We start from the raw sequence: 24,694 nt of genomic DNA, 5'->3' as shown, positions 1-24,694 counted from the left end.
ACCTCGTTTCTCCTGCATCGCTTGTGGAGCATCGCTTGTGGAGCCCAGTCTCACGCACCGGACGGGAGAAGCCACGCCGTGTCCGGATCGCGAGACCGGCCGGGCAGGCGGTGAGATTTCCCGCCCATCCGGTGATCTTGCGTGGTTTCTGGTCAGCCGACATCCAGCCGCAGCAAATCCTCTTCCGTCTCCCGCCGGACGATCACCCGCGCCCGCCCGTCCGCGACGGCGATCACCGGAGGCCGCAGCGCGTGGTTGTAGTTGCTGGCCATCGCGCGGCAGTACGCGCCGGTGGCCGGCACCGCCAGCAGGTCGCCGGGCGCCAGGTCGGCGGGCAGGAAGGCGTCCTTGACCACGATGTCGCCGCTCTCGCAGTGCTTGCCGACCACCCGGCTGAGCATCGGCGCGGCCTGGCTCGTACGGGAGGCCAGCGCCACGCTGTACTCCGCCTCGTACAGCGCCGTCCTGATGTTGTCGGACATGCCGCCGTCCACGCTGACGTACGTGCGCAGGCCCTCCAGCGGCTTGACGGTGCCGATCTCGTACAGCGTGAACGCGGTCGGCCCGACGATCGCCCGGCCCGGCTCCACCGACAGCCGCGGCGGGGCCAGCCGCGCCGCCTCGCACTCGCGGGCGACGATCTCACCGAGCGACTTGGCGATCTCCTGCGGCTCGCGCGGGTCGTCGTTCGGGGTGTACGCGATGCCGAGCCCGCCGCCGAGGTCGATCTCGGGCAGCTCGACGCCGTGCTCGTCCCTCACCTCGGCGAGCAGCGAGACCACCCGGCGCGCGGCGACCTCGAAGCCGGCCGTGTCGAAGATCTGCGAGCCGATGTGGCTGTGGATGCCGACCAGCTCCAGGCTCTCGTGCAGCATCAGCACCCTGCGGACCGCCTCCGCGGCCTGCCCGTCGGCGAGCGCGATGCCGAACTTCTGGTCCTCGTGGGCGGTCGCGATGAACTCGTGGGTGTGCGCCTCGACCCCGACCGTGACCCGGATCTGCACCTTCTGCCGCACCCCATGCCTGGCCGCGGTGTCCGCGACCCGCACGATCTCCTGGAACGAGTCCAGCACGATGCGGCCGACCCTTGCGGTCACCGCCCGCTCGATCTCCGCGGCGCTCTTGTTGTTGCCGTGGAAGGCGATCCGCTCGGCCGGCATCCCGGCGTCCAGGGCGACCGCCAGCTCGGTGCCGGAGCAGACGTCCAGGTTCAGGCCCTCCTCGTACAGCCAGCGCACCACGGCGCGGCACAGGAACGCCTTGCCCGCGTAGAACACGTCCGCGTCCGGCCCGAACGCCGCCTTCCAGGCCCGGCACCGGGCCCGGAAGTCCGTTTCGTCGAGGACGAACGCGGGCGTGCCGAACTCCTCGGCGAGGTCGCGCACGTCCAGCCCGGCGGCTTCGACCGCTCCGTCGCCGTTGCGGGTAACGGTACGCGGCCAGATCCGCCCGTCGAGGCGGTTCAGGTCGGCGGGGGGCGCGGAGTAGTGGCCTTCGGGCAGGACGTCGGCGTGACGGGGGCCTGCGGGGTGTGCGGAGCGGCTCACTTCTGTGGGTCCTTCTGATCAGGCTGGTCAGGGCTCGGTGGGGCTGGGGGCGGGTCCGGCGGGTCCGGCGGGTCCGGGCGCCGCCTGGGTGTGCGGCGCGGTCCGGGTCGCGGGGCGCCGGCCGGGTCGCGGGCGGCGGGGTCGCGGGGCGCGGTCCGGGCCCCGGTTGGCGCGGTCGCGGGCGGCCGGGTCACGGATCGTCGTGTCACGGATCGTCGTGTCACGGATGGTCGTGTCACAGATGGTCGGGGGCCGTGATGCCGAGCAGGCGCAGGCCGTCGGCGAGCACGATGCCCGTGGCGTCGGTGAGGCGGATCCGGGCGGCGTGGACGGGCGAGGGTTTCTCGTCGCCCTTGGGCAGCGGCCGGCACTCGTCGTGGAACCGGAGGAAGGCGTCCGCGAGCCGCTCCATGTGGCGGGCGACCCGGTCGGGCGCGCGGCGGCGCGCGGCGGTCTCGATCACGCGCGGGAAGTCGGCGATGAGGCCGAGCAGGTCGGTTTCCGCGGGGTGGTGGGTGGCGCCGTCGGCGGTGCAGGGGGGCGGGCCGGCGGGCCGCAGGGGGTCGGGGACCGGGTCCGGGTCGACGCCCAGGTCGCGGGCGTTGCGGAGGAGGGCGCGGGTGCGGGCGTGGGCGTAGCGGACCCGGAAGAGGGGGTTGGTCTCGCGCTGGACCAGCAGGTCGGCGGTCAGGCGCGGCGGGTCCTCGGCGGGCGGTCGCAGCAGGGCCCAGCGGATCTCGTCGGGCCCGAGGACGGCGGGCGGGGTGTGCGCGGCCGGCGCGGCGGGAGCGAGGGTCACGGGGGTGGCGGCGGGGGGCGCGCCGGCCGCCCGGGCGAGCCGGTTGACGACCTCGGCGACGAGCAGGCCCCGGGGGTCGCCCGGGTCGGCGGTCGCCGTCAGGGGCTCGTCCGCGAGCCCGTCACCGTACCCGTACCGCTCGCGCTGCGCGCGCACCTGGCGTACGACGTCACCGTACGCCCTGGCGTCGAGGGTGATGTTCAGGAAGCCCGGTTCGGCGATCTCGACCTGGGCGATCCCGGGCTCCTCCGCCAGCCGCCGCCCGAGGATGCGGGCCACCTCCTGCGGTGTGCGGCCCGCCGCCTTGGCGAGCTGCAGGGCCACGTTGGTGGCGTAGTCCCCGCATCCCGGCCGCGGCGGCCGCTGCACCACGATCCGCTCCGGCACGTCGACCCGCAGCTCGTCCGCGGCGACGGCACGGCGAACCGTCGTCATCACGGCACGGGACAGCTCGGCGGGGGTCACGCCCCAAAGGGTAGGCGAGCAGGGGGGTGCGAGCGCGAACGGGTTTGGGGGCGGGGTACGGCACTTTGGTGGCGGCGGGAGGGCGGGGCCGGGGCGGGCCCGGCGGATCAGGGCGCGTCCGGCGGATCAGGGCGGCCCGGGGCGGGCGCCGGGGGTGGCGGCCGCCTCGCCCTCTTCTTCGAGGGCGAGGGGGTCCTCGAAGCGACGGGGACCTTCGAAGGGGCCGGGACCGGAGCCGTCGGCCAGGGCCCGGACGGTGGCCACCAGGTCGCCGGGCTCGAAGGGCTTGGCCACGTAGACGTCGGCTCCGTGGGGGCCGCCGAGCCCCTCGGGCGCGGAGCCGGCGCTGACCATCACGATTGCTATGCCCCGGGTGCGCGGGTCGGCCCGCAGCCGCGCGGCGGTCCGCACTCCGTCGAGCCTGGGCATCATCACGTCCAGCGTCACGACGTCGGGCCGCACGCTGTGGACGATCTCCAGGCACTCGGCACCGTCGGCCGCGGTCACGACCTCGAAGCCCTCCAGCTCGAGGTTGACCCTGATCAGTTGCCGGATCACCTTGTTGTCATCGACCACAAGCACCCGGCCCGACGCGCCCGCCACACCGGAAAGCCTAGGCGCGCCCTTCGCGATGCGTCCGCGTTTTGCCCATTTCTCCCCTCCGAGGAGTGACCTCACCTCCGTCCCCGCACCACCTGCCCACCGCCACCGCCCTCTCCCCCAGCCGTTCCCCTACCGCCCCGCCCCACCCCGCCGAAACCCGTACACGCCCACCCCCGCGCACCTGATAGTGTTCTTCCCGTCGCCCCCACCAGGGGCAACACCAGCCCCCGTAGCTCAGGGGATAGAGCAACGGCCTCCGGAGCCGTGTGCGCAGGTTCGAATCCTGCCGGGGGCACTTCCGGGATGGGGCTCTGACCAGCAGAAATGCCGGTCAGAGCCTTTCTTGTACCTGCCAAAACGCACACGGTCTTCTGACCGTTGCTCTTTTCGGCGCAAGAACCCTACAAACCAGTCCTGAGCGGACTCGGTATGGCCAGCGCCGCAGGTCAAGCGGCCAGTCGTCGAGCGGCGACCGCCTCCCTCTTTGCCGTGGGCACCCTGCGGTCCCGACTCACCCGCTGGCCGCGTTCCGCACAAACAACCCTGTGACCTGCGACGAATGCCGCAAACGTAAGAGGCCCCGGGGGTCGTTGCTCTTGGCTGACAGCCTCACGCCGGGGCGAACATTGTAGGATCCCCACAAGCGTTTCCTAGCTCACCTCTTAGCATGTAGAGCACTGCAACGGGGCAATACCTAGGACCGATTGGCCCTGTTGGCCGAGCGCTCTGCCGCCCCGCGCTGCACCGAGTGGGTGAAGGAGACGACGGGACGCCCCGTTGCGGATTCGCTGATTTAGCGGTAATGCCGCGTGCGGTGATGCCCGGCCAGGTGGCGCAGGCCGGGCTGCGGCGGCACGCTCGCCGGCGTCACCCTCCGGGATGCCTTGTCGGCGGAATCTCGGCGCTGGACGCCACCGGGCTGTTCATTGCCATTGGCCACGACCCACGCACCAAGTTGTTCGCAGACCAGCTCGACCTCGACTACGACGGCTACATCACCGTCCAGGCCCCGGACACTCGTACCAGCATCCTCGACGTATTCGCTGCAGGCGATGTCGTGACCACATCTACCGCCAGGCCATCACGCGTCGGCACCGGATGTGCCGCCGCCCTCGACGCCCATTCGAATATCGGCGTTGAGCCGCAGTCCCGCGCTTGGGCCGGCGCTACAGGGTGCGCCGGGTGGTGACGAGGTGGCCGTTGTGGAGGCGGTGGTCGAGGTCCAGGCCGCTGTCGAGCATCGCGAGGACGTCGAGGTGGCGCTCGGCGGCCGTGCCGGGTGGCGCGGATGGTCGGGTGGCGCCGCGCTGGGCCGTGCGACGTTGACCGGGCCGTCGGGTGTTCCCGCCACCAGCCGGGTCAGCGCAGTGGTGGCGGCACGGTTGTCGAGGAGCTGGTTTATCGGGTCGGAGGGAATGCGGACGTAGTCGAGGAGGTCTTGTACCTCGTAGTCGCTCGCCCGGTACTGCTGCGTCCAGCCGTCGATGTGGTGCCGGGCGGTCCACTGCCGCAGGCCGGCCGACCGGTGCCCGAGACGGGCGGCGTCGCGGCCGAGGAGGTGGGCGATGCGCCGGGAGGTGATACCGGAAGTGAGCAGTGTCAGGGCCTGCTCGGTGTCGACGCCGTGGCGGATATGCCAGGCGGCGTGCGTGTTGAGCCTGGGAGCGGCGGGAGAGAGCGGGGGGGGCGCGCGACCGCTCACGCTCCTCGGGCTCGCATGATGAAAACGGGCGTCACGTGACTACGCCGAAGCCGCGTGTCAGCCCCCGTCGCCCGCCTCCCTCAGCCCCCGCCATGGGGGCGGTACCTCGCTACAAGGAAATCATCGATCTCCATAATTTCATGCTGCGTGAGGACGGGCGGTTCCCAGCTCACGCTTTGTCCATGACGCAAGAAATCATCCGGCAGACCAGTTCCGTAATGCTCGACGTACTCGGCAGCGTCCCGGCGCCAGTAATGCACCCCATCACTGGCCACTCCAGAGCCTCCGGAAACGCCGAAAGCGGAATTGATCACGTCTTCGGTGTACGACATGAAGGCCAGGACGACAGGCGCAGTTCGCAGATAGTGCGCAATCTTCGGACGATCGTCCGGCGGGATACGGCCACTGAGCGCTGCAAGCGAGGCGCGCCATCTGGTGACATCCGAGTGCAATACTCCATCGCCGAACACACCCAAGGGGATAACAGTTCGCATGTTCACCTCTGCGGCACAAGCCGTTGAACAAACAGACCTGCTCCGCGGAAGCGCTGTGCTTCCAGCCGGGTTTCCGAAAGGAAGCACAGCGCCGGACCAACGGGTTACACCGCTTCCGTCGCGCCCGCGCCGCCGCTTTTGCGGTAGTCACGATTACCGCAGAGCTGCGAATTAACACCTCATTCGGGTAGCACCAACTGGTCGGCGCACTCTACACCGACGGCCTCTACCACAGCCGAACAAAACTCCGCGGGGGGGCAGTACGAGTGCTCCATCACGTAGTGCACGATGAGATTTGGGGCTGCGTACACAATCCCGGAGTCACCGCAGACGTGGATCTCTGCAGAGCCGAGAAGAATCTCCTCTTCTCCTTTTTCTCCGCCTTTGATGTGAGGCATGAGCACGTCGCAGAACTCACAGAAATGCAGACCTCTCATCTGGTTGACCCGCCTTGCACACAGCACTTTGAGTGCATCGACCACACACTCCGCAACCACACCTTTTGTGAAGGGTTCGTCGGCCGACAGCCATCCCACGTTGAGGGCGGGCTGCTCTGACGACTCGTAGGTGTACGGAGTCAGATCCGCGTAGTACGTCACACCTTCCCCTTTCTATCAGCGTGGGTCACAGTGTTCCCGGCAGATTGCAATGTGAACAGGGCCCATACCAGGCTTCAGTATCTCACTCAGTCGCGTGGGCTTGCTCACCGTGATCGACCGCTCCATCATCCGCAAGTCGGAGCCTGGAAGCACAGTATAGTCAGGCATCGAACTGCCGGGACGAAATATCTCGGTCGGTTTGATCTTCTCACCCTTTTCAATGGCGATACCCTTGACCTGACTCAACCTCTTCCCGTCTTCAACGTAGAAGTAGGCCCACGTGCCATTCGGCACTTCTGTGTCTCCGGTGCCCCGGAAGTAGACACCATGTCCCGCGATCACTGGCTGATCTGTACGGCCACCCGGTTCCCTGATCCGGGCAGGCCCCACTCCCTTGCCGACCGTTGGAATGTCGTGCCCGCGAGTACCGGGGGCCACGGCATCCTTCTCCCAGCCTTCCAGGCCGCCGAGGCCGACGAGGAGGATTTGCTGGGTGAGTTGGTCGGCGGCGGCGTCGTACTGGTCGGCGAGTTGGTCGCAGCCTTGCTTGCGGAGCATGTCGGCTGCGCGGTAGAGGCGGTAGGCGGGGCGGATGGGGAGGTACTTGTCGAGGAAGCCTCCGGCGCCTCCGTTGCGGCCGGTGACAGCGTCGCCGAGGTCTCCGATGACGGTGAAGGGGAGTTCGGCGCCTTCCTTCAGGCCGCTGCCGATGGCTTTGATGCGGCTGGTGATGGGGCTGAGCCAGTCCTGGCCGGAGGGGTCGGTGGCGTAGGTGGGTGCGTCGCCGGCGTAGGCGTAGGCGGAGGTGTAGGGCTGGTTTTGGCGGAGCCCTATGGGGTCGGTGCTGGTGAAGCGGCCGGTGGTGGGGTCGTAGTTGCGGGCGCGCAGGTCGTAGCCGGCGGCGGGGGTGGTGGGGTCGGTGTACTGGCCGGTGTAGGTGAAGGGGTTGGCCGGTGGGTTGGTGGCTGTGTTGGTGGCGGTGGCCTGGCCGTAGGCGGTGTAGGTCCAGCTGGTCTGGGGGGTGCCGGTGTTATCGGTGAGGTCGGTGACGGAGCCGAGTTGGTCGTGGTGCTGGAAGTAGGCGGCGCCGGTGGGCAGGGTCTGGGACTGGATCTGCTCCAGCGGGTTGTACTGGTAGGTGGCGGTCAGGGTGCCGCTGCCGTTGTAGTCGGCGGCTGCTTGCGGCAGGGAGTTGTTGGGGTCCCAGACGGTGGTGCGCTGCAGCCCGGTGCCGGTCTTGGATGCGGTGACGCGGTTGCCGTCGGCGTCGTAGCCGTAGGTGAAGGTCGCGCTCGGCGTGGTCAGCGAGGTGAGGTGGTTGGTGGCGTTGTAGGCGAAGGTGTTGGTGCCGTCGCCGGTCTGGTTGCCGTCCTTGTCGTAGCTGTAGCTGCGGGTGGTGGTGCCGGTGGTGGCGGTGGTGAGCTGGTCGGCGTCGTCGTAGCTGTAGGTGGTGGTGGTGCCGCCGGTGGTGGCGGTCTTCCGGTTGCCGGCGCCGTCGTAGGTGTAGGCGGTGCCGGTGGTGGTGTCGGGGCACTGGGCGGCGGCGGTTGCGGAGGTGCAGTCGGTCAGCAGCCGTCCGTCTGGATCGTAGGTGTAGTACTGGTACGAGGCGGGTTTGCCGGCGCGGGTGGCGTCGACCCGGCTGGGCAGCCCGTCGTCGTTGAGGGTGAGTTTCCAGTTGGCGAGCGTGGTGGTGCCTTTGGTGCTGCCGATGGAGGCGAGGCGGCCCGCGGTGTCGTATGTCCGCTTTTCCACGTACCCGTTGGCGGCGGGGAGAGTGGTGGCGGTGAGGTTGCCAGCCGGGTCGTAGGCGTAGGCGATGGTTCCTGCGGGGCCGGTCTGGGAGGTCTGGCGGGAGTCGTCGTCGTAGCCGTAGGTGGTCTTCTGCCCCGAGGCAGGTCCGGTGGCGAGGGTGGCGCCGGTCAGGTGGCCTGCGCCGTCGCCGCTCCACCACCGCAGATGGCCGGCGGTGTCCGGTGCGGCGATGTCCAAGGTGGTGCCGGCGTCGAAGGTGCCCGTGACGGGGATGCCGTAACTGGTCCAGTCGTCGGCCTGCAGGATGCGGGCGGAGAACGTACCGGATCCGGTGCCCGGGTAGACGTACAGGTGGTGGCCGGAGGTGTCGTCCGCGGCGAAGTCGGCTTTGCCGTCGCCGGTGAAGTCACCGGGTGTGAGCTGGAAGGCGCCCCAACCCTGCCCGAGGTCGGTGCGGGCACCGAGGGTCCCGTCGCCCTTGCCGGGATAGAAGTACAGGTGCCCGACGGCGGAGTTGATCGCCAGGACGTCGAGTGTGCCGTCGCCGTTGTAGTCCAGCGCGGTCAGCCGGTACGTGGCCCAGCCCGGACCGACGGCGGTGCGGGTGCCGAAGGTGCCGTCGCCCTTGCCGGGGTAGAAGTACATTTCGTTGGCGGACGAGCTGATGGCCAGGAAGTCCTGCGTGCCGTCGCCGTTGAAGTCCCCGGCGGTCAGGGTCATCACGCCCCAGCCGCCGCCCATGTCGACGGGTGCGGCGAAGCCGCCCTTTCCGTCGCCGTTGTAGCGGAAGAGGTGGCCGGTGGACTTGTCGATGGCCAGCAGGTCGGTCTTGCCGTCACCGGTGTACTCGATCGGCAGGATCTGCTTGAAGCCGGTCCCGCTGCCGGTCAGGGTGGCGCCGGTGGTGAAGGTGCCGTCGGGGCGCCCGAGATAGGTGCGGATGCCGTTCTTGGCGTCGGTGCGGATGACGTCGCTGATGCCGTCGCCGTTCAGGTCCGCCGAGGCGGTCTGCACCGCACTCGACCAGTCCAGCGCCGTCCCCGGCGTGTAGTCCTGGGCGCGGGAGGCGATCCGCCCGTCGGCGTCGTAGGTGTAGGCGAAGGCCCCCTTGCCCGCCGACGGCGTCACCGACGCCAGCCGCCCGTCCAGGTCGTAGCCGAACGTCCGCGTCCCTGTCCCGTCGGTGACAGTTTTCGGGTGGCCGTCGGCGAAGTACGTGTAGCCGGTGGCCGGGGTGCTGTCGCTGTAGGTCGTTCCCGACGGGAGGTTGCGTCCGTCGAAGGTGGTGGTGGCGGTGATGCCGCGGGCGTCGGTGACGGTGGTGGGGTTGCCGTCCGCGTCGTACCCGAAGCCCTGCACGCGGCCCAGCGGATCGGTGACGCTCTTTTGCCGGCCGGCGTCGTCGTACCCGTAGGTCGTCGTGTGCCCGTTGGGGTCGGTTCGCGTGTGCAGGGTGCCGGTGGCGTTGTAGGTGTAGGTGGTGGCCGCGCCGTCCGGACCGGTCACCGTGGCGACCGCGCCCAGTTCGTTGTAGTCGGTCTTGGTGACGTGCCCGAGCGGATCGGTCACCGACACAGGGTGATTGTCGGCGTCGTAGGCGGTGACGGTCACCTTGCCGAGCGGATCGGTGACAGTGGTCTGGTTGCCGGCCGCGTCATACCCGTAGGTCGTGGTGTACTGCGAGGCCGTCGCTCCGCTGACGTTGCCCCGCGGGTCGACCTGCGTCAGCATCCGCCCATCGGAGTCGTACGTCCACGACGTGATGAACCCCAGCGGTGACGTGGTGCTGGTGCGGTTGCCGTCCGCGTCGTACCCGTAGGCGGTGACCTTGCCCAGAGGGTCTGTCTGGGTCTTCTGCCGGTCGGCAGCGTCGTAGGTGTACCTCGTGACCTTGCCCAGCGGATCGGTGGTGGTGGCGAGGTTGTCGTTGCCGTCGTAGCTGGTCTTGGTGACGTGGCCGAGCGGGTCGGTGACCGACACGACCCGGTTCAAGGCGTCGTAGCCTGTCACCGTGGTGGCGCCGGACGGATCGGTCACCGTGGTCCGGTTGCCGTTGGCGTCGTAGCCGTAACTGGTCGTGAAGGCAGCCTTGTTGGCCCCGGTGACGTTGCCACGCGGTGAGACCGTGCTGAGCAGCAGCCCGTTCTTGTCGTAGGTGTAGGTCGTGGTGTTGCCGAGCGGGTCGGTGACCGAGGCCAGGTTGCCGGCCGAATCATAGGTGTCGGTGGTCACCTTCCCCGCAGGGTCCGTCGTGGTCTTGACGTTCCCGGCCGGATCATAGGTGTAGGTCGTGGTGTGGCCTGCCGCGTCGGTGACCGTGGTGAGCTGTCCGGCATCGTTGTAGCCGTAGCCGGTGACGTGCCCGAGGGGGTCGGTCACCGACGACAGCAGCCCGCGCGGATCATAGGTATAGGTGGTGGTGTACGCGGCCGGATCCGCCCCGCTGACGTTCCCGCGAGGATCGGTCCTGGTCAGGACGTGCCCGGCGGCGTCATAGGTGAACGTCGTCTTCTCACCCAGCGGCGTGGTGACCGACGTCCTGTTCCCTGCAGCGTCGTACCCGTAGGTCGTCTTCTTGCCGCGAGGGGTGGTCACCGAGTCGAGCGCGCCCAGCGGGGTGTACGTGTAGGTGACCTTCCCACCCGCCGGGTCCGTGACGGTGGCGACCTGGTTGGCGGCGTTGTACGTGTAAGTGGTGGTGTTGCCGCGGCCGTCGGTGTGAGTGTGGACGTTGCCGGCCGAGTCGTACGTCCAGCTCTCGCTGTAGCCCACCGAGGACGGGGCGGTGCGGGTGAGCATGTTCCCCGCATTGTCGTACGTCATCGTGGTGGTGTTGCCGAGCCGGTCGGTGATGTCGATCGGGTGCAGGTCCTGGTCGTAGTCGTAACTGACCTCGTTGCCGTACGGGTCGATGCTGTCCAGCAGCACGTTGCCGGAGTACACGTCCGACCACACCCCGCCGTCCGCGTCGGTGGTGTTCGAGGTGCGGCTGCCGTCCCACGTGAAAGTCGTCTTCTTGCCGTTCGGGTCGGTCTGGCTCGACACCCGGCCGTTCGTACCGTAGACATTGGTGATCTTGGCGCCCGTCGGGTCGGTGACCGTCGTCAGCCGCTGCGCCGAGTCGTACCCGTAACTCGTGGTCTTGCCCGCCGGGTCCGTGGCCGACGTCAGCAAGCCGGAGGTGTAGCCGTATCCCACCGTGGTGGCGTCCGGCAGCGTGACCTTGGTCAGCAGTCCGTCGGAACCCACCGTGAACGCGGTGCTGCGGCCCGCCGCGTCCGTGATCGAAGCCAGATGCCCCGAGGCGTACGACAGGCTCAGGCCGTGACCACTCGCGTCACGCAGCCCGGTGAGCCGGCCGCTGCTGTCGAAGACGCTCGCCGAATGGTCCTGACCGGTCACGGTGTACGTGGACCCGGACACCGTCAGCTTCAAGAACGCGCCCACATGCGTGGCATACGTGCCGTCATTCAGCTTCAGGAAGGACACCTTCGAACCGTCAGCGGTCAGCAGCGTCGCGTCGGTCGAGGTGAGCGTCAGCTTCGAGTCGAACGGCGTCGACCAGCCCCGTCCCAGCAGGCCCGTGGCCGAGGAGTCCGAGCGGTAGTAGCGGTCCAGCGTGAGCGGCTTGCCCGCCCCGACCAGGCTCGCGTCCGTGGCCTTCTCGAAGTAGGTGCCCGTGGCGGTGTTCACCGGGTCGGCCCGGTCCGTCTGCCCGTAGCAGCTGCAGATACCGACCTGGGATCCCGGGATGTCCGGGGTGTAGAACGCCGTCACCAGCGGGGAGGTGGTGCCGCTCGGGCTCGTGGAGCCGTCCGTGCCCTCCATGAAGATCCAGGCGTAGTACTGCTTCCCGTCCTGCAGCGCCCCGCCCAGCTGGTTCGAGGCCCACCAGAAGCATTGGTTGGCCGGATAGGAGTTGGCCGCCCACCACCCGTAACACCAGGCGCCCGTCTCCAGGAACCGGCCCGTCGGGTCACCGGTCGACCTCTTGATCTCCTGCTGGATGACGATGTGGTTCGACGAATCGACGACGTACAGCCACATACCGGAGTACGAGGACGCCGTACCCGACCCGAACTGCAGGTTCCCGCCGATCGACAGGTAGCCCGGATAGGCCGTCGCGTACGCCGACACCCACGCCGGATCCGGCACAGCCGCCGCACTCCGCGGCGCCACCGTGCCCGCGCTGTACGGCTGCCCGACAGCCGCGGGACCCTTTCCGGCACGCACCGAGGGCCGGGCATGCGGATGCAGGCGGCCCTTCACCGGCCGCGGCCGCACATAGCCCCGCATCGGCGAGAACTTGCCCTGACCGCGAGCCACCTGGCTACGGCGCTGGGCCAACGTCATCGCCTTGGGCGGTTTCGGCAGATCAGCCGCACTGCGCGTACTGACCGCCTGGGACACACCCCCCTTCCGCGCCGCCCCTCCCCTGCCCGGCGCCGCCCACGACGGCGACACCCCAGCAGCCAAAAGCCCCAACGTCAAGATCACTAACAACGCATGCCGGGCATGCCTGAGCATTCCATCCCCCCACCATTGACGACGGCAAACGGATGGATCATTGACCGCCGATGCACCGATCAAACACCGGACCGATCACAGACACTTTTATTCGCCATCCGTTCACCAGGACCACGGGGAAATCGACATAACCCGCAAATCCCTCCGGCGGAAGAGTCTCCGCAGGTAGCGGCCATGCCACCCGGAGCACCCACGTACCACGTCCAGTCAAGAAGAGAGCGAACCGGAATGACTAGCAGCTAAGGTCCGGAGCGCAAACGGAATTTCGTTCACGAACACTGCATGGCTGATACGCCACGGCATCAACACTTCGATTCCGCGCGCCAGAACTGGTCCGCCATACCTCGGCCACACAATTTCAGCCAAATATTCGCTCCGGGCTCCCTCGCGGAATCCGTCCCCACCACGCGGCAGAGCCCCTTCCGGAACGCGAACCCCTGGACACTACGCCGCGCCGCCTGCTGTCACGACATGCCGGCGGCGCCCTCGACGTTGGCTGGCATCCGCCCGGCTAATCCAGGTAACTACCTGCGAAGCGTGGCCGAGGCCCCGGCGGCCGCGCCCTGCTCGCTGCTGGGTTGCGCAGTGCTGTCGGGGAGGCGGTTCAGGGGCCTCGAAGACGGTGCCGGTGATCTCGGGGCGCGTGCCACTCGTTGCCCCAGGGGCAGCAGCCAGTGGCGCCCCGGTGATCAGGCGAAGAGCTGGCCCAGCCAGGAGGGGTCCGGGCGCGGAGTGAACCAGTAGCCGCCGCCGGTGGTCAGGAGGTAGTCGGCCAGGGCTTCACCTGCCAGCCGGTGCTGGACCGCCGTGAAGCCGTTGGCGAGGCTGCGCTGGTAGCAGATGAAGACCAGTCCGTGGCCGTCCGAGGGGGCGGCCGAGGAGTAGCTGCGGCGTACGAGGGGCGCGGGGGTGCCGTGCTGGGCGGCAGGGTTGGCCAGTCGGACGTGGGCGTCCAGCGGAGTGGTGCGGCCGAGTGGGTCGGCGGTGAAGTCCGGGCGGGCGTCGGCCGAGCGGCCGTCGAGCCAGGTGCCGTCGGGGCGGCGGCCGATGATCCGGTCCCGGTCGGTCTGCCGGTGGTCTTTCCAGCGTTCGATGGCCAGCCGGATCCGCCGCACCACTTGGTAACTGCCGCCCACGGCCCAGCCGGGTTCCCCGTCGCCGGGGGCGACCAGCGCGGCATCGGCGAGCTGAGCGGAGGTGCCTGGGTTGCCCAGGCCTTCTGTGTAGCCCAAGCCGTTGCGGCTGGCCGGACGGCCGTAAGCCATGTGGTTGTCGTCGCGCCGCATCAGCGCGCGCCAGCGTGGTGCCCAGTCCGGCACGACCGCTCTCAGCGCGCGCTCACCCGCTTCCACCTTGGCGGCGGTGGGCGCGGCCACGTAGAGCAGGATGTCACCATGGGTCGCCCCGGGATCCAGCAGATCCCCGGGAAAAGTCGGCATCCTGGTGAGGTTCCTGGGGCGCCGCCCGGCCAGCCCCACCGCGTCGAAGAAGGACGCTGCAAGCCCCAGGCCGAACTCCGCAATTCCGCCAGGTCCTCCGACTGCTGTGTAGAGTCTGCGGAGGCCGGCAGCCGCGGCGGCACGGTCACCGCGAACACCCACGACAACACCGCGGGCATCGTCCTGCTGAACCGGGTCGCCGAGCACACCGGCCACAGCGTCCGCAAAGCCCTGGTCGACCAGGGCTTCAAGAACCAGGTCGTCGCGCACGGCGCCGGCCTGGGCATCGACGTCGAAATCGTCGCCCGCAACCCGCAGGACAAGGGGTTCGTGCCACAGCCCAAGCGCTGGAGGGTCGAGCAGACCTACGGAATCCTGATACTGCACCGGCGTCTGGTCCGCGACTACGAACACCGCCCCTCCTCCTCCGCCTCCCGCGTCTACTGGGCGATGACCCACGTCATGACCCGCCGCCTCACCGGCGCGAACGCCCCCACCTGGCGCACGGCGCAGGAGGCGGCAGCGTGAACATCCAGCCCCTGCTCGACGCCTTGGACCTCCAGGAAGACGCCGCCCGAGCCCTGGCCGACGACCTCCGCGCACAGATCGACGACCTGCAGACCCGGCTGCGGGAGGCCGAGACGCACCTGGAGCACCTCACGATCACCCGCAAGATCCTCACCGGCCTTGCCGACCGGCTCCCGGCCGTCGCGCCGGACCTGCCCGACCACCCGGACTACCCCCGCATCCTCACCGCCTTCAACCACGCCACCGGCCCGCTACGGGCCAAGGACGTCTGCGCAGCCCTCGGCCACGAGCTGGAGCCCAAGAACGTTGAAGGCACCCGCGCCAAGCTCAAACGCCTGGTCAAACTCGGGATCCTCACCGAGGCCGACACCGGCAACTTCACCCGGAAGCAATAGCCGACGGAACCTCCACCAGCGGCCTTGCCGCAACCTCAGCCAGAAACAGACATCACCTTACAAACCGCCCACTCAGGCCGTCGGCGCCGGGACGCTGCGGTAGCGCAGGCCGCTGTCGCTGCCGCGCAGGGTCTCCCGGGTGAAGACCCGGGCCGACGGGCCCGGGCCGAAGTCGACGATCCGGTCGGGCCGGCTGCCGTCGAGGGCCGCGCGGACCGTGCCGGGCCAGTCCAATGGGCGGCTGATCGAGTAGGCGAGGAGGTCCGGCAGCAGGTCGTCACGGTCCTGGAGGTTGACCGGCGGGTCGGCGACGTACACCGGCACGGCGAGCCGGTCACCGGTCAGCGGGGAGGTCATGAGGTGCCGGTCCGCCAGTGCCGCGCGCACCGCCGGTTCCAGCAGCGGTGTGTGGAACGGGGCGGTGCTGCGCAGGTACGTCCAGCGCACCCCGGGCTCGGCCAGCCGCCGCGCGTGGCGCACCCGCAGTCCGGCGAGGTCGTCCGGGCGGCCGGCGAGCACGTGTGAGCGGCCGGAGTTGGCGAGCGCCAGGTGCACGGGTGAGCCCGCGACCAGGTCCCGTACTTCCGCGGTCGGCATGCCCGTCACAGCCGCCATCGGTGTGGCCGGGCCCGGGGACGGCGGGGCCGGTTGATGGCAGTGGATCAGCGTGAGGGCGGTCATCGCGATCAGGTCGTGGGACAGCGCCGTGTGCTCACGGCGGCTGGTCGTGCGCATCCCGGCGACCATCGCGCCGGTCAGGCCCAGGCTGTGGCCGATGGCAGCCACCGGTGCGGGCCGGTCGGCGCCGGCGCCGCCGATCGGCGGTTGCAGCAGGCACAGTTGGTAGATGAGTGCGCACAGACCGTCCACAATGGAGTGGTCCAGGGCGCCGGCGTCCGGTTCCGTCCCTCGCAGCCAGGCGGCCAGCGGGATGCCGCCGGGCAGTTCACGGCGGTACGCGTCCGCGCCCACGTGGTCCAGCGCGCGGGCCACCGCGTCGGCCGCGGCGGTGAAATAGGGGGCGTTCTGCGGCCGCGCGTACAGCGCTCGCAGTGCGGCCAGCGGCGGCCCCTGTATCCCCGCCATGCCGCTGAACAGATACATGATTCGCACGTGTGTGGTCCCGGTGGTCGGCTGCTACCGGCCGTCGGCCGGCGCCGGCAGGATCGTGGGGAGGGTGGCCACCTCGTCGACGAGGAGGCGCGCGGCCTGCTGTTCGAGCTGCCGCAGGTGGGCCAGGCCCCGGCGGATGCGGTCCGCCGGGGGTCCGGGCAGCCCGGCCTGGAAGGCGGTGGCCCGGTCCGACAGGCCGGTGGCCAGTCGCGCGATGCGGTCGTACGCGGTGCGCACCGGCTCGCCGTGCCCGGTGTGCTCGAGGAACCGGCGGAACAGCGTCCGCGAACCGGCCAGCAGCGCCAGGCTGTTGATGCCGGGCGCACGGTAGGCGGCGGCCGACCTGCGCTCCAGGACGAGATTGTCGGCGATGACGTCGTACAGCTCGAATCCGTCGCGGAAGCCGTCGGCGAACTCGCGGTACGCGGCCTCGAAGCCGTCCCGGTCGGGCTCGGACACCTGGCGGACCGTCACACAGCCCAGGAACCAGCGGTCGGGCTCGCGGGCATAGCCCTCACGCAGCACGTCCCAGTCCACGGTCAGTCAGTCGGGTAGCCCGAGGGGATCTCACCCTCGGGCTCCCACAGATCCGTACGTGACAGTCTCCCGTCATACGGCTCTTGTCGTTCTCGTCACGTGACAGCCGGTTTCACCCAGGTCCAGTGCGCGAAGTACCGAGGCTGCCGAGCAATCGCGTCGCGCATCGCGCGGACGGCCTTCTTCCAGCTCCGCAGTCTCTTGTACTTGTTCATGATCCACCGCAGTAGGTAGGTGTTGATGCGGTGGAGCAAGGGCGCCAGCCCTTGGCGGTAGAAGGACCCGTAATAGGCCATCCACCCCCGCACGATCGGGTTGATCCACCGTGCGAGGTCCGCTTCCGAGCTGGAGACGCGCAGGTGCAGCCGCCAGGACCGCACTGTCGCGCCCATCTTCTTCAGGGCCTCCTTGCTGACCGCCGGCTGGAACCCGGTGAACTGCACCCCGTCCTTCCGGCGCGCCTTGCGCGGACGGAAGGTGAACCCCAGGAACGTGAACGCCACCTGCGTGAAGTCCCCGCGCCGGTTGCTGTCCTTGCAGTACACCACCTTCGTCTTGTCCGCGTGCAGCTCCAGTCCGACCTGGGCCATCCGCTCGTGCAGGGCCGCCAGGACACGCCTGGCCTGCCCCTCGGTGACGCAGTGGATCACTGCGTCGTCCGCGTAGCGTTCGAAGGCGACCGCGGGGAACTCCCGGGTCAGCCACGTATCGAACGCATAATGCATGAACAGGTTCGCCAGGACGGGTGAGACCGATGATCCCTGTGGGGTTCCCCGGTCTCTCGCCTGCAAGGTCCCGTCAGGCAGGTGCAGCGGAGCGGCCAGCCACCGCTTCACATACAGCACGACCCAGCGGGCATCGGTGTGCGCCTCGACGGCCTTGACGACCAAGTCCCACCGCACGCTGTCGAAGAACTTCCGGATGTCGAGATCGATCACCCAGTTGTACTCCCAGCAACGTCGTCGGCAGACCTCGACCGCGTCCAGCGCCGAGCGGTTCGGGCGGTAGCCGTAGGAGTCAGGATGGAACACCGGCTCCACCCGTCTCTCCAGATGCGCGGCTACCACCGTCTGCGCCACCCGATCGGCGACAGTGGGCACTCCGAGCACACGGACACCAGCAGCACCATGCGCTTTCGGGATCTCCACCGCCTTGACCGGAGGCGGGAAGTAGGTCCCCGAGGACATCCGGTTCCAGACCTTGTACAGGTTTCCCCGCAGATCCTTCTCGAACTCCTCGATCGACTGCCCGTCCACCCCCGGCCCTCCCTGATTGCCCTTCACCTTCAACCAGGCGTCCCACACCTCCTGCTTGGAGATGTCGAACGGCTTGCCAGATACTTTCAGCTGGTCCATCGGGCTCCTCCCAGAGCTCTGGTTGACCAAACGAACAACAGCCACGAACGACCCGGCCCCTTCGCTCCGCCCCCATTGCAGGGGCATCACCGCTACTACGCGCCGGTCCGCCAGCGCATCCGGCCCGGTACTCGAAGTCCCTACGGGGTATTCCCGGCTCGGGCACTCCCGGTCGGCCGCGCTGCTGCACGCGACCACGCCAGATGCGCCTTCCCACATTCCGTGCGAGAGCGGCAGACCACGCTCACGCCGTCTTCATGCCGGACGCCGCCTGGCCAGTCGGCGGGCTCCCGCCAGGCTTGTCCCCGAACACTGCCGAATCGCCCGGGTTTCGACGCCTTCTGACTACATTTCGACACTTCAACAACGGTCGTCTTCGCGGTCCCCACCTGACGCCTCCTGGGCGCCTTTTCCGCATCGCTCACCACGACGGTCTTCAGCCAACGCAGCATGCGGTGGTTTGGAGCCTCCCCCCGCAGAGCGACTCCGAGGGGCCTTCCCTCATCTCTCACACAGCACCGCATCAAGGTGCTCGATCTCCTACATCACGGGCATCCTCTCTGCGTTCGTGGCACACCGGCAGCTGTAGTTCTTGATCCCTGCGGTATCGCTGCTGGTCAGCCGACGCCGGGGGTGCCCGCGGGCATGGGTACGGCCACCGTGATCATGGCGGTTTGTGAAGACTCGTCAGAACCAGGTGGCCGTGGAGGCCACGATAGCCGAGCAGGCATGGGTGACGGCGCTGGGGGCGGTGACCTCCAAGATCGCGGACTGTTTTGAGCGACCGGGGCCGCGCGGCCTGGCCCGGGAAATGTGCGAGGCGATGCTGATGGAGCTGGACACCCGCAACTGCTGGACCCTGGCCGAGGCGCTCGGGCATCGCGGTCCGCACCGGCTGCAGCACTTTCTGTCCCGCGCCGTCATCGACCACGACCTGGCCCGGGACCGCATCGCGACCTGGACCGCGAGTGAGCTCGCGGATCCCCAAGCGGTGTTGATCGTGGACGAGACCGGCGACGAGAAGTCCTCCACCGACTGCGTCGGCGCCGCCCACCAGTACTCCGGGGCACTCGGCGGGATCGGCCTGTGCCAGGTCGCCGTCCACCTCACCTACGCCTCCCCGCACGGACACGCCCCCATCGACCGGATCCTGTACTTCGGCAGGCAATGGGCCGCCGACGAAGAACGCCGCCTGCTCACCCACGTGCCCGACGAGATCATCTTCGCCACCAAGCCCCAGCTCGCCGCCGTCATGCTCCAGCGCGCCCGCGATCTGGGCATACCGGCCCGGTGGCTGGCCGGCGACGAGGTCTACGGCAGCCGCGAACTGCGACAGGCCGCCCGCGGCCTCGGCTTCGACTACGCCCTCGCGGTCCGCGCCGACCACCGCGTGGACACCCGGATCGGCCGCCTGACCGTTACCGACCTGGCCACCCGCGTCCCGAAGACGAACTGGATGCGGATGCGCACCGGCCACGGCCTCAAGGGCGACCGCCACTACGACTGGGCCATGCTCGACATCCACCCCGACGACACCCCCGACGGCAACGAGCCCGGACACTCCCTCGTCCTGGTCCGCCGCCACCGCTACACCCGCGAACTCTCCTACTACCGCTGCCACTCGGCCACGCCGGTCACCCTGGCCGATCTTGTGGGCGTGGTGTGCTGCCGGTGGCGGGTGGAGGTGCGCCACTCGGAGTGCACCCCATGTCCGGTGGTTTCTTCATGGGGCCTCCTTGTCGGGTTGTTGGGGGCGGACGGGTGCCTGCCATCGCTGGCGTGCGTGGTGGCCGCGGGGGAGCGAGCGCAGTTCGCGGAGTCTGCGCAGTTCGTCGGCGTCGGCGCTGATGATCCAAGAGCGGGCGCCAGGGGGCTTCGCGGCGGTGAGCCAGCCGCGGTAGATCCAGGTGAAGACGGTGTCGGTGGGCATGGCGAGTTCGTCTGCGAGGGTTCGGACGGTCCACTGGTCCGGGCCAGGCTCGGGGGCTGGGCTGCGGCGGCGGCCGGGAGTGCGGATCGCGTGCCGGGCAAGGAGCTTTCCGACCAGTTCGGTGGTGAAGCGGCTGGTCCGCTTGGGTGGGCGGAAGGCTTCGGCGTTGAGTTGGCGGGCGATCTGTCCGACGTTCAGGCCCTGGCGGGCGAGTTCATCGAGGCGTTCGAGCATCCGGGGGAAGTATGAGAGCTGGTCGTAGCGCTGGACGGGGCGGACGGCTTGGCTGTGGGTCTGATGACCGCCGGCCCAGGTGATGGTGACGTCGACCAGTTCGCTGTCGCCGACGACGGACACGGTGACGGCCTCGACCAGGATGCGCAGGAGTTCCTTGCGCTCGGCCTGGGTGACACGCGGGTCCGACCACAAGCCGGGCAGATCTGCGGCCAGGCGCCGGATGACGTGCCGTTCGGTGTCGTCGAGCCGGGCGGGACGTGCCTCGGTGAAGCGGGCGTACTCGTCCTCCAGTCGGGCCTGATCGGCAAGTGCCTCCTCCCAGTCCTTCTCCAGCTGGCGTACGACGAGGCGGTTCTCGGGTTCCGCGAGCTGGTACTGGCGTCGGGCGCGGTCAGCGGTGATGCGGGTCCGCTCCAGGCGCTGGCGCCACAGGGTGTCGAGGACGGCGCGCTCGGCCTCGGCCTGCTCGGCGGCTTTGAGGGAGACCTCCAAAGCAGCGGGGGCGACGGCTTCCATGAGCTGGGCCGTGATGTGGCGGTCCAGGACGGGCCCGGCGACGGTCTGGCAGCGTTCGCCGGTTCCGTAGTTGACGGGGAAGAAGGCGCACGAGTAGTTGTGCGTGACCGGATGGGCCGCGTGGTGGTGGTAGTGCGAGGCCATGCGGTGGCCGCACTTGCCGCAGCGCAGCAGCCCGGCGAGCAGGGCCGCTCCGCCCCGCGGCGTCCCGGAATGCGTCGAGGTCTGCCGGTTGGCGTCCAGCCGGGCCAGGTTCGCGTGGTACTGCTCGGCGGTGATGTAGGCGGGCAGCCGGTCGGGCAGCAGTACGTGCCACTGGTCCATCGCAGTCACCACCCGCCCGGTCGAGGGCCGTCCCGGCTTCTTGCGGCGCGTCTCGGTCTGCCTGCGCCCATAGGCGTAGTACCCGGCATAGACCGGGTTGTGCAGCATGATCTGCAGAGTCTCGCGGGTGGGGCGGCGCCAGGTCAGGTCGCCCTTGTCGAGGCCGGACGCGGAACGGACCGGCATCTGGACGCCGTGCGCGACGAGGTGGCGCAGGACGCCGTTGATGGTGCCGACGCGGGCGAAGGTGTCGAAGATCAGCCGGACCACGGTGCGGGCCTGCTCGTCGGGTTCCAGGACGGTCTCGCCTGAGGGCCGGCGCCAGTAGCCGATCGGCGGGCGCAGGGCGAGCTCACCTCGTTCTGCCTTCGCACGCTTCCCGCCCTCCATACGCTGGCGGATGAGGTAGAGCTCGGCCTCCGGCATGGTGCCCTTCAGGCCGAGCAGCAGTCTGTCGTTGTAGTAGGACGGGTCGTAGACGCCGTCGAGGTCGGCCAGCAGGGCGCCAGAGAGCGAGCACAGCTCGATCAGCTGGTGCCAGTCGCGGCCGGTGCGGGCAAGCCGGGACATCTCGATTCCCAGCACCAGGCCGACCCGGCCCATGGTCACCTCGGTGACCAGCTTCGCGAAGCCTGGCCGCGTGTCGGCCGTGGCCGCGGACTGCCCGAGGTCGTCGTCGATCAGCTCGACCCGCGAGCGGGCCCATCCCAGCGCGACCGCCCGCTCCACCAACCGGTACTGCAGGCGCGTCGACTCCGAGTGCTCGATCACCTGCTGCCGACTGGACTGCCGCACGTAGACCAGGGCGGTGCGGTCCCGGTGCTCAGCCCGGATCTTGTCCTGCGACTGGCCCCACGGAAGAAGGAAGGAGCCGCTCACTCTTCCCGCTCCTCTCCCGGCGTTCGGAACTCGCCGCCCGGCTCGCCCACGCCGCCAGCATCCGCACGGCCAACGCCCGCCTGTCCGCGGGAAGCGCCGTCCACACCAAGCTCAAGGGGGAGGTCCGTCAGGCCCGGACACCGGTCGTCACCCCCCGCCATATCCACACGGCCCCGCAGCCGCGTCACCAACTCGCCCAGCCGCAGCAGGGCCTCTACCTGGAGTATCGCCAACCCACAGGAACTCGAACCGCCTTCGGGTGCTTTACGGGTGGCGGACTGAGGAAGACTTCCAGCTGACAAAGGGCGTCTGCGGCCTCGACCAGGGCCAGACCACCTGCTGGAACTCCTGGATGCGCTGGACCCTGATCAGCATGCTCGCCGCAGCCGTCCTCGCGATCGCCCGCGCCCGCACTGCCACCATGGCCACCACCGGCGGCGAACTCGCCCCAGCCAGCGGCCGCGAACTGCTCCGCCTGCTACGGATCACTGCCCTGCCCCACCCCCGACGCGACCGCGACCACCTCCTGCACTGGTCCGCCTGGCGCCGCCACCACCAACACCAAGCCGCCCAGGCCCACCAAAGATGGAACAACATCACCGCCGCTGCGACGACCTGACCAGCAGCGATACCTCACCGATCAAGAACTACAGCTGCCGTGTCAGTGCGAAGTACTCGTGGTCGTCGGCGACGTTGTCGACCAGCAGTACCTGAGTGCTGCTCGCCCCGCAGACGAGGAACGAGTGCAGCAGCCCGTACTCCTCGGGGAGCGTGCCGACGCGGCGCATGAAGTCCATCCAGTACGGGAAATGGTGCCGGGGCGCGTAGAAGAGCACGGGCTGTCCGGCGGCCAGGTACTGGGTGAGGCCCGACTCCAACCGGGGGAGGCCCGACTCCAACCGGGCCAGGTCGTCCGCGGCTCCGGCCGGCAGCACCTCGAACCCCAGCAGGCGCAGGTCGTCGTCGGTCACGTACGGGGTCTCGAACGCCCAGCGGTCCCGGCCGCCCAGGTAGCAGTGGCGGTGGATGGCCGAGGTGGAGCCCAGCGCCCCGTACATCAGCAGGTCGGACCACGGTGTCAGGCCGCCGACGTACGCCAGGAGCTGGGTCTTTCGACAGTGCAGGTGGTTGTTCGGGTCCTGGGTGCGAATCCGCTCCACACCCGGCAGCTTGGTCATCTCGTCGACGGACAACAGCGTCGACCTCCGTTCGGCGATGCACGCGGCAGGGACGAGCAGGCGTGGCCGCGGAACCTGGTCGGTGGACGTGCTCCACGGCGACGCAGAGGCCGTTCAACCGTGCGCCTGTTGCGCTGCTTCGACGGCGACTCTGCTGGGAACCGATCAATAAAGATCATATCTTTTCTCGCTCGACCCGCTGCATCATGACATCCATGCGTCACTCGGTCAACAAAGGTCTCACCATTGACAGTTGACGCACCGACAGCCCATCTGCACCACCCCCGTCGACGGGGCGGGCACCGTTCCGAGCGGCGGGAAGACGCGGTCCGTAACGGCCTGCTCCTCACCACGCGGGCGTCCGCCGGACCCTCGTCGACACCACTGGCCTCACAACGGTGGCGGTGTTCACGGCGCGCGGGCGTACCACGTGTGAGGCCGCCAAGAGCCGGTCCCGAGACCGCCCCCAGCACCGGAAGGCCACGCGAACGATGCCCGACCGCCCGCCTGGATCGCAGCAGGGCAAACCGGAGGCGCACCACCCGGAGTCCGCGAGTTCCGCCTCGACAGTGCCCTGAAGGCCGGGATGCCGCCACGCCGCAGTGGCATGCTGGGGTGATGAGCCTCGTTCCCGGTGCCGAGTCCGGCGCCGCCGCGCTCCCGGATCTCGTCTCGGAGCTGAACTCGGTACGGGTCAACGGTCTGTTACGGCTGCGCAGGCTGCAGTTGCCGGCGCTCCGCTCGGCGGCGGTCGCCTGCGGATTCGCCTCGGACCACGAGGTGCCTCCGGAAGCGGTGGAGAAGCTGCTGGGCGCGGCAGTCGGTGAACTGAGCGGGGAAGCGCTGCGCCGCGCGGCCGAGTTCACCTTCGGTGTGGGGCACGGCACCAAGGACTGGTACGCGCAGGACCGGCGGCGGGAGGCCGCCAGGTGCTTCGGCGTCGGCACCGAGCACTTTCGCAAACATCAGGAAAAGCTGGTCGTCGAGCAGACGGCGGAGGCCGTTCTCAGCCTGTGCCGGGCCCACCGGGCCACGGCCACGCAGCAGCCGTCGAGCCGCCCGCCTTTGTCACCGCAGACCGTGCGGGTCGGCTTCGCGCACGGCACCGTCCCGCTCACCGTGCACACCACCTCCATCGAACTGCTCAGCGGCATCGACGTGTTGGTGGCATCGGAGAACACCTACCTGGAGATGTCCCGCACCTTCCGTCCCACGACCTCCGGCAGTCTGCGCCGGGCGGGGGCCCGGCGGGACGCGGCGGGCGGGATCCTTGAGGACCTGGTGGCGGCGGAACTCCACAACTGGCTGGTCAGATTCGCCTCACCGGGCCTGCCGGTCGCTCCCGGCACGGTGGTGGCCACCACGTCCGGCGCCCTCGCCGCCCGCTCGGTCCGCCGGATCTACCACGCGGCGGTCGTCACCCCGCGCGCCGGCGAAGGATACGAGGTCCCGCCCGGAGCGGTGGAGACTGCCGTGACCCGGGTCTTCACGTGTGCGGCGGCCGAACAGAACGCGTTCGAACCGCCGTTGCGCTCGCTGTGCCTGCCGTTGCTCGGGGCCGGCCGTGGCGGGCTGGCGCCGGAGGACAGCCTCCGCAGAATGCTCGCCGCGTTGGGCCCGGCGCTTGCCGAAAACCCGTCCTGGGATGTCCACCTGGTCACGCGCCGCTGGGAGAACGCCGGCCTGGTCGTTGATGTCCTGGCCGGGTACGGGCCGTCGCCGGGCCGCTGACCGCGCCGGCTCCCGCTTCGCACAGCATCGCTGTCCGCACC

Annotated in this window: 15 protein-coding genes, 1 tRNA gene and 3 pseudogenes; 7 read left to right on the top strand and 12 right to left on the bottom strand. The window is 69.3% G+C overall.

Annotated elements, in window-relative coordinates:
• Positions 1–152: 152 nt before the first annotated feature.
• From lysA to K7G61_RS30620, 3 genes are all read right to left on the bottom strand, one after another.
• Positions 153–1,547: a diaminopimelate decarboxylase gene (lysA, locus tag K7G61_RS30630; RefSeq protein WP_225850307.1), complete on the bottom strand. Its 1,395-nt coding sequence runs from the start codon at positions 1,545–1,547 to the stop codon at positions 153–155.
• Positions 1,548–1,782: 235 nt separating this feature from the next.
• The gene (gene nrtL, locus K7G61_RS30625) at positions 1,783–2,811 is read right to left on the bottom strand and encodes an ArgS-related anticodon-binding protein NrtL (RefSeq protein WP_225850306.1); all 1,029 of its coding nucleotides are present in this window, start codon (positions 2,809–2,811) and stop codon (positions 1,783–1,785) included.
• A gap of 126 nt (positions 2,812–2,937) precedes the next feature.
• Positions 2,938–3,414 (bottom strand): response regulator transcription factor, encoded by a 477-nt coding sequence (locus tag K7G61_RS30620; protein ID WP_225850305.1) that lies wholly within the window; start codon positions 3,412–3,414, stop codon positions 2,938–2,940.
• A gap of 223 nt (positions 3,415–3,637) precedes the next feature.
• Here K7G61_RS30620 and K7G61_RS30615 point away from each other — a divergent pair.
• Positions 3,638–3,709: transfer RNA gene (locus K7G61_RS30615), tRNA-Arg, on the top strand.
• 594 nt (positions 3,710–4,303) lie between these two features.
• Positions 4,304–4,603: pseudogene (locus K7G61_RS30610) on the top strand (FAD-dependent oxidoreductase); the annotation flags it as partial.
• A 593-nt stretch (positions 4,604–5,196) separates the two neighbouring features.
• Here the strand turns inward: K7G61_RS30610 and K7G61_RS30600 are convergent.
• The 4 genes from K7G61_RS30600 to K7G61_RS30575 form a co-directional block, all read right to left on the bottom strand.
• Entirely contained in the window at positions 5,197–5,586 is a 390-nt protein-coding gene (locus K7G61_RS30600; RefSeq protein ID WP_225850304.1) for a hypothetical protein, read from the bottom strand.
• A gap of 203 nt (positions 5,587–5,789) precedes the next feature.
• Complete coding sequence (locus tag K7G61_RS30595) at positions 5,790–6,209, bottom strand: hypothetical protein (RefSeq protein WP_225850303.1); 420 nt, start codon at positions 6,207–6,209, stop codon at positions 5,790–5,792.
• A 15-nt stretch (positions 6,210–6,224) separates the two neighbouring features.
• Positions 6,225–12,119, bottom strand: a complete 5,895-nt coding sequence (locus tag K7G61_RS36675) for an FG-GAP-like repeat-containing protein (protein ID WP_308190751.1) — start codon at positions 12,117–12,119, stop codon at positions 6,225–6,227.
• A gap of 1,061 nt (positions 12,120–13,180) precedes the next feature.
• Positions 13,181–13,969, bottom strand: a complete 789-nt coding sequence (locus K7G61_RS30575) for a Dyp-type peroxidase (protein ID WP_308190750.1) — start codon at positions 13,967–13,969, stop codon at positions 13,181–13,183.
• A gap of 105 nt (positions 13,970–14,074) precedes the next feature.
• Here K7G61_RS30575 and K7G61_RS30570 point away from each other — a divergent pair.
• Both K7G61_RS30570 and K7G61_RS30565 read left to right on the top strand, forming a co-directional pair.
• Positions 14,075–14,458 (top strand): annotated as a pseudogene (locus tag K7G61_RS30570) (IS5/IS1182 family transposase); the annotation flags it as partial.
• Entirely contained in the window at positions 14,455–14,853 is a 399-nt protein-coding gene (locus K7G61_RS30565; protein WP_225850301.1) for a hypothetical protein, read from the top strand. The pseudogene K7G61_RS30570 and the gene K7G61_RS30565, both read left to right, overlap by 4 nt.
• A gap of 72 nt (positions 14,854–14,925) precedes the next feature.
• Here the strand turns inward: K7G61_RS30565 and K7G61_RS30560 are convergent, their stop codons facing one another.
• The 3 genes from K7G61_RS30560 to ltrA all read right to left on the bottom strand — a co-directional run bounded on the left by K7G61_RS30560 (position 14,926) and on the right by ltrA (position 17,858).
• On the bottom strand, positions 14,926–15,957 hold the full coding sequence (locus K7G61_RS30560; RefSeq protein ID WP_225850300.1) for a hypothetical protein: 1,032 nt from the start codon (positions 15,955–15,957) through the stop codon (positions 14,926–14,928).
• Positions 15,958–15,990: 33 nt separating this feature from the next.
• A complete protein-coding gene (locus K7G61_RS30555) occupies positions 15,991–16,503 on the bottom strand; it encodes a hypothetical protein (RefSeq protein ID WP_225850299.1) in 513 nt (170 codons plus the stop codon).
• Positions 16,504–16,598: 95 nt separating this feature from the next.
• Entirely contained in the window at positions 16,599–17,858 is a 1,260-nt protein-coding gene (ltrA, locus tag K7G61_RS30550) for a group II intron reverse transcriptase/maturase (RefSeq protein WP_225850298.1), read from the bottom strand.
• A gap of 811 nt (positions 17,859–18,669) precedes the next feature.
• Here ltrA and K7G61_RS30545 point away from each other — a divergent pair.
• Positions 18,670–19,497, top strand: a pseudogene (locus K7G61_RS30545) (IS701 family transposase); the annotation flags it as partial.
• An 84-nt stretch (positions 19,498–19,581) separates the two neighbouring features.
• Here K7G61_RS30545 and K7G61_RS30540 read toward each other — a convergent pair.
• A complete protein-coding gene (locus tag K7G61_RS30540) occupies positions 19,582–21,744 on the bottom strand; it encodes a recombinase family protein (RefSeq protein ID WP_225850297.1) in 2,163 nt (720 codons plus the stop codon).
• A gap of 259 nt (positions 21,745–22,003) precedes the next feature.
• On the opposite strand from K7G61_RS30540, the gene K7G61_RS30535 reads away from it, so the two are divergent.
• On the top strand, positions 22,004–22,363 hold the full coding sequence (locus K7G61_RS30535; protein ID WP_225850296.1) for a hypothetical protein: 360 nt from the start codon (positions 22,004–22,006) through the stop codon (positions 22,361–22,363).
• Between the two features lie 28 nt (positions 22,364–22,391).
• On the opposite strand, the gene K7G61_RS30530 is transcribed toward K7G61_RS30535, so the two are convergent.
• Positions 22,392–22,937 carry a hypothetical protein gene (locus K7G61_RS30530; protein ID WP_225850295.1) on the bottom strand — a complete coding sequence of 182 codons (546 nt, stop codon included), beginning with the start codon at positions 22,935–22,937 and terminating at the stop codon, positions 22,392–22,394.
• A gap of 603 nt (positions 22,938–23,540) precedes the next feature.
• On the opposite strand from K7G61_RS30530, the gene K7G61_RS30525 reads away from it, so the two are divergent.
• On the top strand, positions 23,541–24,653 hold the full coding sequence (locus tag K7G61_RS30525; RefSeq protein ID WP_225850294.1) for a hypothetical protein: 1,113 nt from the start codon (positions 23,541–23,543) through the stop codon (positions 24,651–24,653).
• Positions 24,654–24,694 lie beyond the last annotated feature (41 nt).

Origin of the sequence: Streptomyces sp. HPF1205 (genome assembly GCF_020400825.1) — a bacterium.
Taxonomy (GTDB): Bacteria; Actinomycetota; Actinomycetes; order Streptomycetales; family Streptomycetaceae; genus Actinacidiphila.
The sequence above is the reverse complement of the archived record's forward strand: the minus strand, read 5'-3'. Positions and strand labels throughout refer to the sequence as shown.